The following is a 14007-nucleotide window of genomic DNA, read 5'->3' as shown; positions in this document are numbered from 1 at the left end:
CGCAGCCCGCGACGTGCATCACGTCCAGCCCACGCCGACCGCAGGCAGGCTGACACCGAACGACAGCGGGGCAAGCGCCTGTTTCCGCACCGGTTTCTCCGCACGGCCGCCTGCCGTGCACCCCCGTCTTGCTGCATTGCACGACAGCCGTCAGGCGCATCGCTCCTAAAATTACATTTGAAACCAATTCCGCCGGCCGACGAGAACACCGTCCAGATGAGTACCGCCGCAAGCTTCGAAATCGAATACCTCCAGTACCTGGGCCCCGACGGCAGCCTGGTGCGCGACGACCTGCCCGAGGCCGGGCGCGATATCGCCCGCCTGCGCGAGTTGTTCAAGCAGATGCTGTTCGTCCGCACGTTCGACACCAAGGCGATCGCCCTGCAGCGCACCGGCAAGCTGGGCACCTATGCGAGCTGCCTGGGCCATGAGGCCACCCATGTGGGCATCGGCGCGTCGATGCGCACCGGCGACGTCTACGCGCCCAGCTACCGCGAGTACGGCGCCATGTTCATGCGCGGGGTGAAGCCCCGCGACGTGCTGATGTATTGGGGCGGCGACGAGCGCGGCAGCGATTTCGACCGCGACAGCGATGCCCGCATCGATTTCCCGTTCTGCGTGCCGATCTCCACCCAGTGCCTGCACGCCGCCGGCGCGGCGCTGTCGTTCAAGCTGCGCAAGCAACCGCACATCGCGGTGGCGACGTGCGGCGATGGCGGTTCGTCGAAGACCGATTTCTATGCCGCGCTGAATTCCGCTGGCGCCTACGAACTGCCGCTGGTGCTCGGCGTGATCAACAACGGCTGGGCGATCTCGGTGCCGCGCAGCGCGCAGACCGGCGCGCAGACGCTGGCGCAGAAGGGCCTGGCCGGTGGCCTGCACTGCCTGCAGGTGGACGGCAACGACCTGATCGCCGTGCTCGAAGGCATGCGCCGCGCCAGCGAGCGCGCCCGCAAGGGCCAGGGCGGCACGGTGATCGAGTTCGTCACCTACCGCCTGTCCGACCACACCACCGCCGACGATGCACGCCGCTACCGCGACGATGCCGAAGTGAAGGCCGGCTGGGAACGCGAGCCGATGACGCGCCTGCGCACCTGGCTGACCGCACAGGGCGCGTGGAGCGAGGCCGACGAGGCCGCATGGAAAGAGGCGTGCGGCGTGCGTGTGGACGAAGAGGTCAACACCTACCTCAACACGCCGGTGCAGCCGGTCGAGGCGATGTTCGACTACCTGTATGCCGATCCGCCACCGGAGCTGTTGCAGCAACGCGCCGCCGCGATCGCCGCGGAGGGCCGGCCGTGAGCACCGTGATGAAACCTGAAGACAAGACTGCGGGAGCGACGTCAGTCGCGAAACCGGAGGCCGTGGCGACCCCGACCGCGATCACCCTGATCGAAGCCATCACCCAGGCGCTGGCGTGGGAGATCGCGCACGACGAATCCGTGCTGGTGCTGGGCGAGGACGTGGGCGTGAACGGCGGCGTTTTCCGCGCCACCGCAGGCCTGCAGCAGAAATTCGGCCCGGAGCGCGTGCTCGACACGCCGCTGGACGAGACCACCATCGCCGGCCTGACCGTCGGCCTGGCGGCGCAAGGCATGAAGCCCGTGGCCGAAGCGCAGTTCGACGGCTTCGTCTACCCGATGGTCGACCACATCATCTGCCACGCCGCCCGCCTGCGCACCCGCACGCGCGGCCGGCTGCACTGCCCGATGGTGCTGCGCGTGCCGTGGGGCGGCGGCATCCGCGCGCCGGAGCACCACAGCGAGGCCAACGAAGCGATCTTCACCAACGTGCCGGGCTTGCGCGTGGTGATGCCGTCCTCGCCGCAGCGCGCCTACGGCCTGCTGCTGGCCGCGATCCGCGATCCGGACCCGGTCATCTACATGGAACCCAAGCGCATCTATCGCCAGTACAAGGAAGTCGTCGCCAACGACGGCGAAGCGCTGCCGCTGGACGTGTGCTACGTGCTGCGCGATGGCACCGACGTGACCCTGGTGACCTGGGGCGCGCAGGTGAAGGAAGCGCTGGAAGCCGCCGACAAGCTGGCCGGCGAAGGCATCAGCGCCGAAGTCATCGACGTGGCCACGCTGCGTCCGCTCGACTTCGACACCATCGCCGAATCCGTGGCCCGTACCGGCCGCTGCGTGATCGTGCACGAGGCGCCACGCACCGCGGGCTTCGGCGCCGAGATCGCCGCGCGCCTGGCCGAGCACTCGATGTACGACCTGCTGGCCCCGGTCGAGCGCGTCACCGGCTACGACACCCACATCCCGCTGTTCCGCCTGGAAATGAAGTACCTGCCCAGCGTCGACAAGATCGTCGCCGCGGCGAAGCGGGCGATGGCGAACGGCTGATGCACGCCCGCGCCGTCCGCGACTACCGCACGCAGTACGCGAACCCGATCCGGTTCGCGCGCGGCGATGTGGTCACGCTCGGCGCACGCGACACCGAATGGCCGGCCTTCGCCTGGACCACCACCGCCGACGGCAACGCCGGCTGGGCGCCGGTGGACTGGCTGCAACCCCGGGACGACGGCCACGCCGTCGCCCTGCGCGACTATTCCGCGCGGGAACTGGATGTGCAGGCCGGCGACATCGTCGCGCTACAGCACGAACTGGGCGACTGGTGGTGGTGCATGCACGCGGACGGCCGCAGCGGCTGGCTGCCGGCGCGCGACCTGGACCCGATCAACGAAACGACTTCCGAAGAGACATCCGAATGAGCGAGAGCAAGACCTTCCACCTTCCCGACCTGGGCGAAGGCCTCCCGGACGCCACCATCGTCGAATGGTTCGTCAAGGAAGGCGACGTGATCCGGCTGGACGAACCGCTGGTGTCGATGGAAACCGCGAAGGCCGTGGTCGAAGTCCCCTCCCCCGTGTCCGGCAAGGTGGTGAAGCTGGCGGGCGCGGCGGGCGATGTGGTCATCACCGGCAGCATGCTGGCCGTGTTCGAGCCCGATGCCAGCCTGCCGCAACGCGCCGAGGGCCAGGACACCGGCCATCACCACGGTCCCCCGAAGACCCCCGCGGCGGGAGCGACGTCAGTCGCGAACCCGACACCCGATGCAGCCTCGATCGCGATTGACATCGCTCCCACGGAGACCGAGGCTGACGCCGGCACAGTCGTCGGCGCCATGCAATCGTCCAACGCCGTGCATACCGAGCAGGCGATCGCCGTGGGCGGCGTCAAGGCCATGCCGGCCGTGCGCGCGATGGCGAAGAAGCTCGGCGTGGACCTTTCGCGCGTGCGCGCCACCGGCGCCGACGGTGCGGTGACGATGCAGGACGTGAAGCAGGCCGCCGCCGATGGCAGCGCTCCTGTAGGAGGGGCTTCAGCCCCGACCGCTTCGCCGCACATCCAGATCGGGGCTAAAGCCCCTCCTACAACAACGTCCCCACCCCAGCGCACCGCGCTGTCCGCCAGCGGCAAGCCGATGCGCACGCAGCCGCCGGGCGTGTCGGTCAGCGGCCAGCCGGAACAACTCAAGGGCGTGCGCCGGAACATGGCGCGCGTGATGGCCGATGCGCATGCCAAGGTCGTGCCGACCACGCTCAGCGACGACGCCGACGTGAATGCCTGGACACCGGGCAACGACATGACCGGCCGCCTCGTCCGCGCCATCGTCCGCGCCTGCAAGGCGGTGCCGGCGATGAATGCCTGGTTCGATGGCGAGAAGCTCACCCGTACGCTGCATCCGCATGTCGACATCGGCATCGCCGTGGATACCGATGACGGACTGTTCGTCCCCGCGCTGCGCAATGCGGACCTGCTGGAAGCCGGCGGCGTGCGCGAGAGCATCAACCGCCTCCGTGCGCAGGTGGAAGACCGCAGCATCCCGCCGTCGGAACTGAGCGGCTATACGATCTCGCTGAGCAACTTCGGCATGTTCGCCGGCCGCTACGCCACCCCGGTGGTGGTGCCGCCTTGCGTCGCCATCGTCGCCGCCGGGCGCGCGCGCCACCAGGTCACGCCGGTGATGGGCGGCTTCGAATCGCACAAAGTCATCCCGCTGTCGGTGACCTTCGACCACCGCGCCTGCACGGGCGGCGAAGCGGCGCGCTTCCTCAAGGCGTTGATCGACGACCTGGCCCTGCCGGCGTGACCTTCCGCCGGCTCACGCCGATGCTGCGCACGCCGGACCTGCCCGGCACGCTCGCGTTCTACCGCGACGTGCTGGGCTTCGAACCGGTTTCTGGCGCGCTGGAGCACGGCTGGCTGGCCATGCGCCGCGACGGCGCGGAGGTGATGCTGTCGGGCCTCAACGACCACGAAGGCGACGTGGCGCCGGCATTCACCGGTTCGCTCTATGTCGACGTGGCCGACGTGGACGCGCTGTGGGACGCGGTGCGCGACCACGCGCGCATCTGCTACACGCCGGAGACCTTCGCCTACGGCATGCGCGAGTTCGCCGTCTACGACAACAACGGCTATCTGCTGCAGTTCGGAACGCCGAGCGTCGGATAGCGGCCGGGCGGAATCCGAACGCTCCGCTCCGATCGCCGGGCCAACACGCCCACTTTTCGCTACGCTGTCGGAGCGATCTTATGAGGGTTGATGGCATGCTCGGATGGTCACGCGCTGGAAGCGTCTGCTTGGGAGCGGCGCTGTCCCTTGTTCTCGCCCTGTCGGGATGCGCTTCGAATTACTTCAAGGACAGCACAGACTGGGAAGGCCTCCACGCGCGGGGTAGCAAGTCTGCCGCTTTGTCGTCGATACGCTCGGCCGGCTTTGATAGCTGCCCCAACTTGATGGAAGACGCGATCCTGCATGCCACGGAAGGCTACGATGGTTATGCCATTGCCGGATGGTCGCCCACCGAAACTGATCGTCGCACCGCGACTGCGATCATTTTCTTCATCCGGGATGGCGACCATGTTCAAGCAGAGGTCACTGCCGGCGTGGACGGGTCTGGCAAGTGCTTCGCGCGTTGGACGTCGAGTCGCGTATGGCGCACCACGTGCGATCGGCTCCTTCGCAAAGCCGAATGGTTGAGGGACTACGAGTTATTTGCGCAGGCCACGAGCGCGAGCGCCGTCTACAAGAAAGACGGCGGCAATATCGCTGTTTCGCTGACCCAGGTCGGGTCCGGAAAGTGCCTGATGGTCGCGGGTGAAGCGGCTTATTGGCTCGGACCCTCTCGCGACGCACCGCAGGTCGAACATTCCCCCTACAAGCAAGCAGACGAGGAGTGACCCTCATGACCCACAGCAGCCGTCTCGCCGGTTTCATCATCGACAGTCAGGTCGACGACCTGCCTGCCGCCTCCGCCTTCTGGAGCGCCGCGCTCGGGCTGAAGGTCACGCATCCGGACGACGGGGACCTGGGCATCTACGACAAGTTCGAACCCGGCCCGGGCGGCCTGCACATCGAAGTGCAGAAGGTGAAGCACGAAGCGCGCGTGCATCTGGACATCGAGACCGACGACATCGAGGCGGAAGTCGCGCGCCTGGAGGCCCTCGGCGCCCGGCGCGTCCAGCACGTACGCAATCGCTGGTGGGTGATGGAAGCGCCTACCGGCCACCGCTTCTGCGTGGTGCCGATGGACGCGGACAGCACGCGCGAAGCACCCAACCGCTGGCCCTGACGCGTCAGCGCGAGAGGATCGCCTGCTCGTTCCAGAACGCGAGCAGACGCATCAGCCCGGGTGACGAGGCGGCATCGTCCTCCAGCCACGGCGCGTCACGCTGCCACTGCGCCTGGCTCAACTGCTGCACGACGCTTTGCGGTGCATCCGAGAACCCCATGTGCCAGCGCTGGAACCGACGCGCCTCCAGGCGGCCCTGCTCCAGGATCTCCAACCGCTGGTGCTGGCTGGCGCGCGTGATCCGCGCGTAGATCTGCTCCACGTCCGCGCGCGTCCCCTCGAGGTACTGCACGAACTGGTGGTCGCCGTAGAGCAGCACGCCGGTGACGTTCGCGAGCTCGTTGTTGATGCGCGCATCCAGCAGCAGGATGTCCAGGTCCGACGCATCCAGCGGGCGCGAGGCCTGGCTCTGGTAGACCAGCACGTGGAGGGGCGCCATGGAGCTCGCCGGAAAATGACGGGAGGACACGCAGCATAGCGCGTGCCGCCCCCCGAACGGCGCGCGCCGGCGCCGCTATTCGCGTTCGGTGCCGCTGCGCTCGCGCGCGGCCCTGAACTCCGAGCCATCCAGCCAATGCGGCCATGCGTTGCCATCCGCGATCTCGCGACCCAGCGCATAGAGGATCTCCACGTCCTGCGCCTGCCCGTGCGCATTCCACGTCGACGTCCAGGCGTCGCAGGGCTGGTGGTAGCACTTGGCGAAGTACGCATCCCGCAACGCCTTGCCGCTCGCGACGCCACCGTCCACGCGATCCAGGCCCGCACCCACGGTGATCGCCGGCACGCCGGCCCGCGCGAACGCGAAATGGTCGGCGCGATAGAAGAAGCCCGCTTCCAGGTTGGGGTCCGGCGAATACGTCCGGCCCTGTGCCTCGGCCACGCGCTTCAGATCGCCCTCCAGCGACACGCGGCCGTTGCCCCACGAGGCGATGTCGCGCGCGGGGCCATCCGGACTGAGCATTTCGATGTTCAGTACCGCAGCGGTCTTCGCCAGTGGCGCGAGCGGATTCGCCGCGTAGTACGTGGCGCCCTGCAAGCCCTTCTCTTCCGCCGTGAGCGCCATGAACAGCAGCGTGCGCTGCGGCCGCGGGCCGGCGGCGAACACGCGAGCCAGCTCGATCACCGCTGCCACGCCGGTCGCGTTGTCGACCGCACCGTGTCGGATCGCATCGCCCGCCGCATCGGGCTCGCCGACGCCGAACGCATCCCAGTGCGCGGAATAGATGACGGTCTCGTCCGGCCGCCCTGCGCCCTCGAGGCGACCGATGACGTTGCGGGTGACCACCTGGTCGCGCTTCACGGCGAACGCGGCGGACAGCGCCGCATCGCCCAACGCCACCGGCGCAAACGCCTTCGTCTGCGCGCGCCGCTTCTCCGCCTCGAAATCCAGCCCGGCGCGCTTGAACAGCGACACCGCGAGATCGCGCTGCATCCAGCCACGCAGCAAGGTGTGGTACTTCGCCGCGTCCGGACGCGGGATGTCGAACACCGCCGACAGACCGGAGGCACGCACCGTCGCCCAGCCGTAGGCCGCCGGTGCGGTTTCGTGGACGATCAGCACGCCTGCGGCGCCCTGGCGCGCGAGTTCTTCGTACTTGTAGGTCCAGCGGCCGTAGTAGGTCACCGCGCGGCCGTCGAAGGCGCCCGGCGCGTCCGTTTCGAAATCCGGGTCGTTGACCAGGACGACCGCGACCTTGCCGGCGAGGTCCACCCCCTTGAAGTCGTCCCAGCCGCGCTCCGGCGCATCGATCCCGTAGCCCACGAAGACCAGCGGCGCGTCGGCGAGCACGACGCGATCGACCGGGCTTAGGCTCTGCAGCACCACGTCCTCGCCGTTGGCGAGCACCTGCGTTTCGCCGCCGATGCGCAGGGACGCCGTCACTGCGCCGTCCACCTGCGCGCGCACCAGCGGCACCGCCTGCGTCCAGCCACCCTTCTCGCCTCCCGGCTGCAGGCCGGCCTGCTCCAGCGCATCGACGACATAGGCGATCGTCTTGTCTTCACCCGGCGTCGCCGGCGCGCGACCTTCGAATGCATCCGACGCCAGCATGCGTACGTGGCGCGAGAGGTTGTCGGCGCTGATGCCGCCGCCAGGGATATCCGCGGCGAGCGCGGGTACCGCGCACAAGGACAGCAGCAGCGGGAACGAAGATTTCATGGAGACCGCCAGACGAGGAGACAGAAGGATTCTAAGTGATCGCTGTGGGCGCGACGTCGGTCGCGAAACCGGCATCCGGCGGGCGTCATCGCGACGGACGCTGCTCCCACACCGGTACGAACACGCACACGCTACGGCCGCCCGCGATCCAGCCACACGCCCAGACCCTGCGCGTTCAACTCGATGTCCATGACCAGGATGCGCTCGACATCCTCATCCGCCAGCGGCACCTGCAACGCGTGTGCGCGCTCCAGGTAGAGCGCCGTGAGACCCGCGGTGAGGCAACGGTGCCGGTCCGCGCGGCCGTCGCAACTGTCGGCGATGGCCACCATCGCATCGATCTGCTCGTACAAGGCCTGCGCCAGCCGCGGCACGTCGGACACGGGCCCGTAATGGGTGAGGTACATGGCCTCGGGCGCGCGTTCGACCATGCGCACGATGCTGGCCTTCAGCGCCTGGGGTTCGAACTGCACCGGCGTGGTCGTCGGCAGGATGAAGGCGCCCTGCGGCCCGTCCAGTTCGCGGTACGACAGGCCGAACGTATCGCCGGTGAACCAGCTGCGGCTGCGTGCGTCCCAGATGCAATGGTGGTGCCGCGCGTGGCCCGGCGTGTCGATGCACTCCAGCGCGCGACCGGCCAGCAGCACTGTCTCGCCATCATCGACGATGCGCACGCGCGCCTCCGGCACGGGCTGGATGGCACCATAACTGCGCTGCATTTCCTCTTCGCCATACACCGCGGTGGCCCCGGCGATGAGCTTTTCCGGATCGATGAGGTGCGGCGCTGCACGCGGATGTGCGACCAGCGTGGCGTTCGGCAAGTGCTGCATCAGCAGGCCGGCGCCGCCGGCATGGTCGAGGTGCACGTGGGTGACGATCAGCAGATCGATGTCCGTGGGCGCGAGGCCGGCGCGCTGCGCCGCCGCCAGCAACAGCGGCACGGAATGGTTGGTGCCGCAGTCAACGAAGGCGCCACGACCTTCCTCGACGATCAGATAGGCGGCGTCGAAGTGATCGCGCTGGAACGCGGTGTCGATGGTGTGGATGCCGTGGGGGCTCATCCGCGGGCCTGTGTGGGAACGGATGACCCGATTCTAGTCCGCGATCCGCGGCCGCACGACCCACCTTTGGTGGAACACGCCGTCCGCGCGCGGCTCAGCCGCGCGACAACCACCAACCGCGCAGCGGCACCGCCAGCGTCAGCACGAACAGGAAGGCGCCGTACGCCACCAGCGTGGCAAGCACCTGTTTCCAGATCGCGCCGGTGCCCACGTCGGATGCACCCAGCGCATAGCCCCACTGCATGCCGATGAAGCTGAGCACGAAGGCCACCGCCAGCGCCGCGAGATCGAAGCCCGTACGGCGCGCATTGCGTGGTTGGCGCGGGAACAGCCAGTACAGCGACCCCAGCAACAGGAACCAGGGCAGGAACAGGATGACCGCCAGATACGGCATGGCTCAGGCCTCCGCGGCGCGCAGGGCGGCCAATGCCGCGAGCACGTCAGCGACGGGCACCTGCAGCACGATCTCCGGCGTCTCCATCGCGTCCGCCTGCTCGGCCTGCTTGAGCACGCCGATCAGCCTGCCGGCGTCCTTCGGCGAATCGAAGCCGTTGCTCTGCACCAGCACGTTGCCCTCGGCGTCGACGAGCTTGAAGTAGAAGCGACTGTCGCTGTCCCGGTATTGCTTGAATACCGGCAACGCGGCTTTCGATGCGCCAGCCCTGGCCTCGACCACCGGCTGCTGCGACAGGTCGCGCAAACCCACGGCGTGGCGCAACTCGGCCAGCAGCGGCGTGGCGTAGCGTTCGCGCAGGCGGCGGGCACCATCGCGCAGGGTCGCTTCGATGTCGCCGGGCCGGGCCATCAGCGCCTCGTACTTCTCGCGCAGCGGCGCGATTTCCGCGTCGATGCGTTCGAACAGCTGCTGCTTGGCATCGCCCCAGCTGATGCCGTCGGCGAACTTCTGCGCGAATGCACGCGTTTCCTCGGCGCTGCCGAATGCCTGGTACAGCTGGAACAGCGCCGACCCCTCGGTGTCCTTCGGCTCGCCGGGTCCGCGCGAGTCGGTCAGGATGGAGAACACCAGCTTCTTCAACTCCTCGCGCGGCGCGAACAGCGGGATGGTGTTGTTGTAGCTCTTGCTCATCTTGCGCCCGTCGAGACCGGGCAGCGTGGCCACGTTGTCGTCGATCAGCGCTTCCGGCAGGGTGAAGTACTCCTTGCCGTAGACGTGGTTGAAGCGCTGGCCGAAGTCGCGCGCCATCTCGATGTGCTGGATCTGGTCGCGGCCCACCGGCACCTGGTGCGCGTTGAAGATCAGGATGTCGGCCGCCATCAGCACCGGGTACATGAAGAGGCCCGCGCTGACGCCCGCATCCGGGTCTTCACCGTCCGCATTGTTCTTGTCCACCGCCGCCTTGTAGGCATGCGCGCGGTTGAGGATGCCCTTGCCCGCCACGCAGGTCAGGAACCAGGTGAGCTCGGTGATCTCCGGCACGTCGCTCTGACGGTAGAACCACACCTTGTCCGGCTCCAGGCCGCAGGCCAGCCAGGTCGCCGCGATCTCCAGCGTGGAGCGCTGGGTGCGCGCCGGGTCCTGGGCCTTGATGAGGCTGTGCAGGTCCGCCAGGAAGTAGAAGCTCTCCGTGTCCGCGGCACGGCTGGCGGCCACGGCGGGGCGCACGGCACCGACGTAGTTGCCCAGGTGCGGCGTGCCCGAGGTGGTGATGCCGGTAAGGACGCGGGTGGTCATGTGCGAAGCGGGGCGAAGGCGGGAAAGCGGCCAGTTTACCGGCTGGGGCCTGGCGATGCCGGTGGCCGGCCTGCGACACGGCGTCGCAGGCGCGACCGACTGGGGGCTTAACCGGTTCCCGCATCGTCGCCTCAGCCAACCCCACTACCGCCGACGGTCCGTTCCCAGCATCGTCCCCACCTGGAGAACGGACATGCTGCATCGCTTCCTCGCTTCCCTGGCCACGCTGGCGCTGCTGGCCGCGTGTGCTCCCGCCCAGGCACGGCCGCTGGTCGATGTCAGCGTGGTCGACCGCGATACCGGTGAGTGGCTGTCCCAGCATCCCCACCGGGGCGATGTCTGGGTGGCCGGCTCGCCCGGCCACCGCTACAGCGTCCGCCTGACCAACACCACCGGGGAACGCGTGCTCGTGGTGCTGTCGGTCGATGGCGTCAACGCGATCACGGGCCAGACCGCGCATCCCTCGCAGGCCGGCTACGTGCTGGAACCGTGGCAGACCACCGAGATCAACGGCTGGCGCAAGTCGATGCACGATGTGGCGCAGTTCGTCTTCACCGATCTGGGCGACAGTTACGCCGCACGCACCGGCCGGCCGCGCAACGTCGGCGTGATCGGCGTGGCAGCGTTCCGCGAAGCCCGCACCTACTATCCGCAGTACACGCCCCCGCCGATCGCGCGTGGACGGATGGAAAAGCGTGGCGAAGCCAATGACGCGGCCGCGGCTCCCGCGGGCACGTCGCGCGGCCTTGCCGCCGAAGAATCCGCGCGCCAGCAGAGCATCGGCACCGGCCACGGGGATCGCGAATGGGCACCGACGTCGCGCACCGGTTTCGATCGCGCGACGCGCCAGCCGGAACAGGTGAGCGAGGTGCGTTACGACGAGTACCGCCGCCTGGTCGCGCTTGGCGTGGTGCCGCGTCGCCATGGCCCGATCTGGCGGGAGGACGCACCTGCGGCCTTTCCCGGCGGCTTCGTCGCCGATCCGCCGCGCTATCGCTGAGCATTGGAAACGCAGACGGGCCGCACGAGGCGGCCCGTCCTGCTCGGCGCGGCGTCAGCCGGTCAGTGGTGCATGGATTTGTCCGAACGCAGGCTGCGCTGGAAGTCCTCGACTTCGGTATGCGCGCGGTCGCGGTCATAGCCGTAACGCTCCTGCAGCCTGCCTTCCAGGTACTCCGCGTTGCCCTGCGCGACCTTGAAGTCGTCGTCGGTCAGGTCGCCCCACTTCGCCTGGATCTTGCCTTTCAGCTGCTTCCAGTTACCGGCGATGATGTCCTGATTCATGGTGGTGCCTCGCTAGATTTCGCGGCAGGGGGTTGCCGCGGGAACAGCATCGCAAACGACGCGTTCCCATCCGATCAAGCGACCGTCAACACGTCATTATGATTCGCTGAACGATTCAGTCGCATGACGCTGCGTTCGCAGCGATGAATGCGCGACGCGCATGCACGCACCGCGAAAAAGAAACGGGCCGCGATGCGGCCCGTTTCGTATCGGAAACCCCGGCGGCTCACTTGCCGGACGAATCCTCGACCTTCTCGCCCACCTTCTGCACGTCCTTGCCGAACCCCTTGACGGTGTTGCAGCCGGACAGCACGGCGACGGAGAACAGGGACAACAGCATCAACGCGACGAAACGCTTCATAAGCGACTCCTGTGGACGGTATTCACGATCGGGGGCTCGGGCGGCCGGACTCTGCCGGCGGTGCTGCCCACCCGCGCAGTCTGATTCAACCACACTGGCTGCTGGCTGACCAAACGCGCGCGCCCCAGAACGCGGAAGGGCCGGGAGCGACCCGGCCCTTCCTGCAGGGACCCCTCCGGGCCCCCGAATCACACATGGATCAGCACTTGCCGTCCTTGCAGTCCTGCGCCTTGTCTTCGACCTTCTCGCCGACCTTCTGTACGTCCTTGCCGGCACCGGCCATGGTGTTGCAACCGGACAGCACTGCCGTCGAGAACAGGGCCAGCATCAGCAGGGTCATCGCACGCTTCATGTGTCTTCTCCTGGTGGAAAGGGTGCCGCTGCGCGTGCGTCCGACGTCGCGGCGGCGTGTGGGTCCACCTTCGACGCCGCGCCGTATAGGCCGCGTGAAGCCTCTCCCATGCCGTTCAGTCGCAGTTTTCCTCCGGCGCCAGCCTCAATCGCGCATCAGCGTGGACTTGCCGAACAGGCTTTCCACCAGATCCACCGTGAGCTTGGCGGTGCGGTTGCGCCGGTCCAGCACGGGGTTGAGTTCGACGATGTCCAGCGAGCCCATCAAGCCGGTGTCGGCGATCATCTCCATCACCAGCTGCGCTTCGCGGTAATTGGGACCGCCCGGCACCGTGGTACCCACGCCCGGCGCGATGCTCGGGTCGAGGAAGTCCACATCGAAACTGACGTGCAGGTGGGTGTCGGCATCGATACCTTCCAACGCGGCTTCGACGGTGCGCTTCATGCCGACCTCGTCGATGTAGCGCATGTCGTACACATCGACCTTGTGGACCTTGATCAGCTTTTTCTCCTCGGGATCGACCGAGCGGATGCCGATCTGCCGGACCATCGATGGCGTGATCGCCGGCGAATCGCCGCCGAGTTTCGTCAATGCATCGGGACCGATGCCGCACAGGCACGCCACGGGCATGCCATGGATGTTGCCCGACGGCGTCACGTCGCTGGTGTTGAAGTCCGAATGCGCGTCCAGCCACAGCACGCGCAATTTCTTGCCGGTCTGGCGGCAGTGCCGCGCGACGGCGGTGATCGAACCCATCGCCAGACAATGGTCGCCCCCCATCATGATCGGCAGCCGACCACCCGCCAGTTCGGCGGCGGTGGCGTCCATCACGGCCCGGTTCCAGGCCACCACTTCATCGAGGTGGCGATAGCCGGCGACGGGCCCGGTCCACGGATTGGCGGGCCCCTGCACGTTGCCGGTGTCGATCACGTCCACGCCGCGCGCGAGCAAGGCTTCACCCAGGCCGGCGATGCGGAGCGCATCGGGCCCCATGCGGGCGCCGCGATGGCCGGCGCCGACGTCGGTAGGCACGCCGATCAGGGACACGGAGGGAAAGACTCGACTCATGGGCACACCTTGCGGAAACAGGCGCACAGTCTATGCCGATGGCGATGACGGCCCTGTGGCATCGCAGCACGCAGGGTGCGGCACGGGGCGCGGAAGTGGTGCGCTTATCTGACCCAAATAGTAATCTTAATTGATTGATTTATATGTGAAATAAATTCCCATAAGCTTCATTACACCCCCGTCTGTACCCCCTCTAGGCCCGGATGTGTTCGGACGGAACGGGACATACTGCTTTCTTCCATCTCGCCAACAAATTGCCGTAGAACGGATCAGCTCCATCGCTGCAATGCTCCACAATGGAGTAACAGTCAGCAAGGTCATCCCTCCTGACGCACATCCAGCCTCCTCGACAATGTCCTAGATCCGTTTTGTATCGCGATCCAACCATTGACCTGCGACCGGACGGGATGTCGCAACCGCGGCAGCCAGCGGCCAGTAGCTGAC

17 protein-coding genes are annotated in these 14007 nt (G+C 67.6%); 8 read left to right on the top strand and 9 right to left on the bottom strand.

Annotated elements, in window-relative coordinates:
- Positions 1-216: 216 nt before the first annotated feature.
- The 7 genes from pdhA to ASD72_RS08140 all read left to right on the top strand — a co-directional run bounded on the left by pdhA (position 217) and on the right by ASD72_RS08140 (position 5586).
- Complete coding sequence (gene pdhA, locus ASD72_RS08170) at positions 217-1302, top strand: pyruvate dehydrogenase (acetyl-transferring) E1 component subunit alpha (protein ID WP_056879426.1); 1086 nt, start codon at positions 217-219, stop codon at positions 1300-1302.
- Between the two features lie 8 nt (positions 1303-1310).
- Positions 1311-2354 (top strand): alpha-ketoacid dehydrogenase subunit beta, encoded by a 1044-nt coding sequence (locus ASD72_RS08165; RefSeq protein ID WP_056879828.1) that lies wholly within the window; start codon positions 1311-1313, stop codon positions 2352-2354.
- The gene (locus ASD72_RS08160; protein ID WP_056879425.1) at positions 2354-2722 is read left to right on the top strand and encodes an SH3 domain-containing protein; all 369 of its coding nucleotides are present in this window, start codon (positions 2354-2356) and stop codon (positions 2720-2722) included. Before ASD72_RS08165 ends, ASD72_RS08160 begins: the two co-directional genes overlap by 1 nt.
- A complete protein-coding gene (locus ASD72_RS08155; protein WP_056879424.1) occupies positions 2719-4104 on the top strand; it encodes a dihydrolipoamide acetyltransferase family protein in 1386 nt (461 codons plus the stop codon). The genes ASD72_RS08160 and ASD72_RS08155 overlap by 4 nt, the downstream gene beginning before the upstream one ends.
- A 20-nt stretch (positions 4105-4124) precedes the next feature.
- Positions 4125-4466, top strand: coding sequence for a VOC family protein (locus ASD72_RS08150; RefSeq protein WP_056879827.1), 342 nt, complete (start codon positions 4125-4127; stop codon positions 4464-4466).
- Between the two features lie 284 nt (positions 4467-4750).
- Positions 4751-5194, top strand: coding sequence for a hypothetical protein (locus tag ASD72_RS08145; RefSeq protein WP_155944541.1), 444 nt, complete (start codon positions 4751-4753; stop codon positions 5192-5194).
- Positions 5195-5199: 5 nt separating this feature from the next.
- Positions 5200-5586 (top strand): VOC family protein, encoded by a 387-nt coding sequence (locus ASD72_RS08140; protein ID WP_056879422.1) that lies wholly within the window; start codon positions 5200-5202, stop codon positions 5584-5586.
- A gap of 4 nt (positions 5587-5590) precedes the next feature.
- On the opposite strand, the gene ASD72_RS08135 is transcribed toward ASD72_RS08140, so the two are convergent.
- The 5 genes from ASD72_RS08135 to ASD72_RS08115 form a co-directional block, all read right to left on the bottom strand.
- Positions 5591-6025 carry a BLUF domain-containing protein gene (locus tag ASD72_RS08135; protein ID WP_056879421.1) on the bottom strand — a complete coding sequence of 145 codons (435 nt, stop codon included), beginning with the start codon at positions 6023-6025 and terminating at the stop codon, positions 5591-5593.
- Between the two features lie 75 nt (positions 6026-6100).
- Positions 6101-7744 (bottom strand): M28 family metallopeptidase, encoded by a 1644-nt coding sequence (locus ASD72_RS08130; RefSeq protein WP_056879420.1) that lies wholly within the window; start codon positions 7742-7744, stop codon positions 6101-6103.
- A gap of 131 nt (positions 7745-7875) precedes the next feature.
- A complete protein-coding gene (locus ASD72_RS08125) occupies positions 7876-8805 on the bottom strand; it encodes an MBL fold metallo-hydrolase (RefSeq protein ID WP_056879419.1) in 930 nt (309 codons plus the stop codon).
- Between the two features lie 94 nt (positions 8806-8899).
- The gene (locus ASD72_RS08120) at positions 8900-9199 is read right to left on the bottom strand and encodes a hypothetical protein (protein WP_056879418.1); all 300 of its coding nucleotides are present in this window, start codon (positions 9197-9199) and stop codon (positions 8900-8902) included.
- Positions 9200-9202: 3 nt separating this feature from the next.
- On the bottom strand, positions 9203-10498 hold the full coding sequence (locus tag ASD72_RS08115; protein ID WP_056879417.1) for a tryptophan--tRNA ligase: 1296 nt from the start codon (positions 10496-10498) through the stop codon (positions 9203-9205).
- A 193-nt stretch (positions 10499-10691) separates the two neighbouring features.
- Between ASD72_RS08115 and ASD72_RS08110 the strand changes: the two genes are divergently transcribed.
- Positions 10692-11498, top strand: a complete 807-nt coding sequence (locus ASD72_RS08110; protein ID WP_056879416.1) for a hypothetical protein — start codon at positions 10692-10694, stop codon at positions 11496-11498.
- Between the two features lie 62 nt (positions 11499-11560).
- Here the strand turns inward: ASD72_RS08110 and ASD72_RS08105 are convergent, their stop codons facing one another.
- The 4 genes from ASD72_RS08105 to rocF form a co-directional block, all read right to left on the bottom strand.
- Positions 11561-11782 (bottom strand): CsbD family protein, encoded by a 222-nt coding sequence (locus ASD72_RS08105; protein WP_056879415.1) that lies wholly within the window; start codon positions 11780-11782, stop codon positions 11561-11563.
- A gap of 226 nt (positions 11783-12008) precedes the next feature.
- Positions 12009-12143, bottom strand: a complete 135-nt coding sequence (locus ASD72_RS08100) for an entericidin A/B family lipoprotein (protein WP_056879414.1) — start codon at positions 12141-12143, stop codon at positions 12009-12011.
- Positions 12144-12342: 199 nt separating this feature from the next.
- A complete protein-coding gene (locus ASD72_RS08095) occupies positions 12343-12495 on the bottom strand; it encodes an entericidin A/B family lipoprotein (RefSeq protein WP_056879413.1) in 153 nt (50 codons plus the stop codon).
- 144 nt (positions 12496-12639) lie between these two features.
- Positions 12640-13563 carry an arginase gene (gene rocF / locus ASD72_RS08090; protein ID WP_056879412.1) on the bottom strand — a complete coding sequence of 308 codons (924 nt, stop codon included), beginning with the start codon at positions 13561-13563 and terminating at the stop codon, positions 12640-12642.
- Positions 13564-14007 lie beyond the last annotated feature (444 nt).

It is taken from the genome of Pseudoxanthomonas sp. Root630 (assembly GCF_001427585.1).
Taxonomy (GTDB): Bacteria; Pseudomonadota; Gammaproteobacteria; order Xanthomonadales; family Xanthomonadaceae; genus Pseudoxanthomonas_A.
This window is presented reverse-complemented; position numbering and strand designations above follow the sequence as displayed.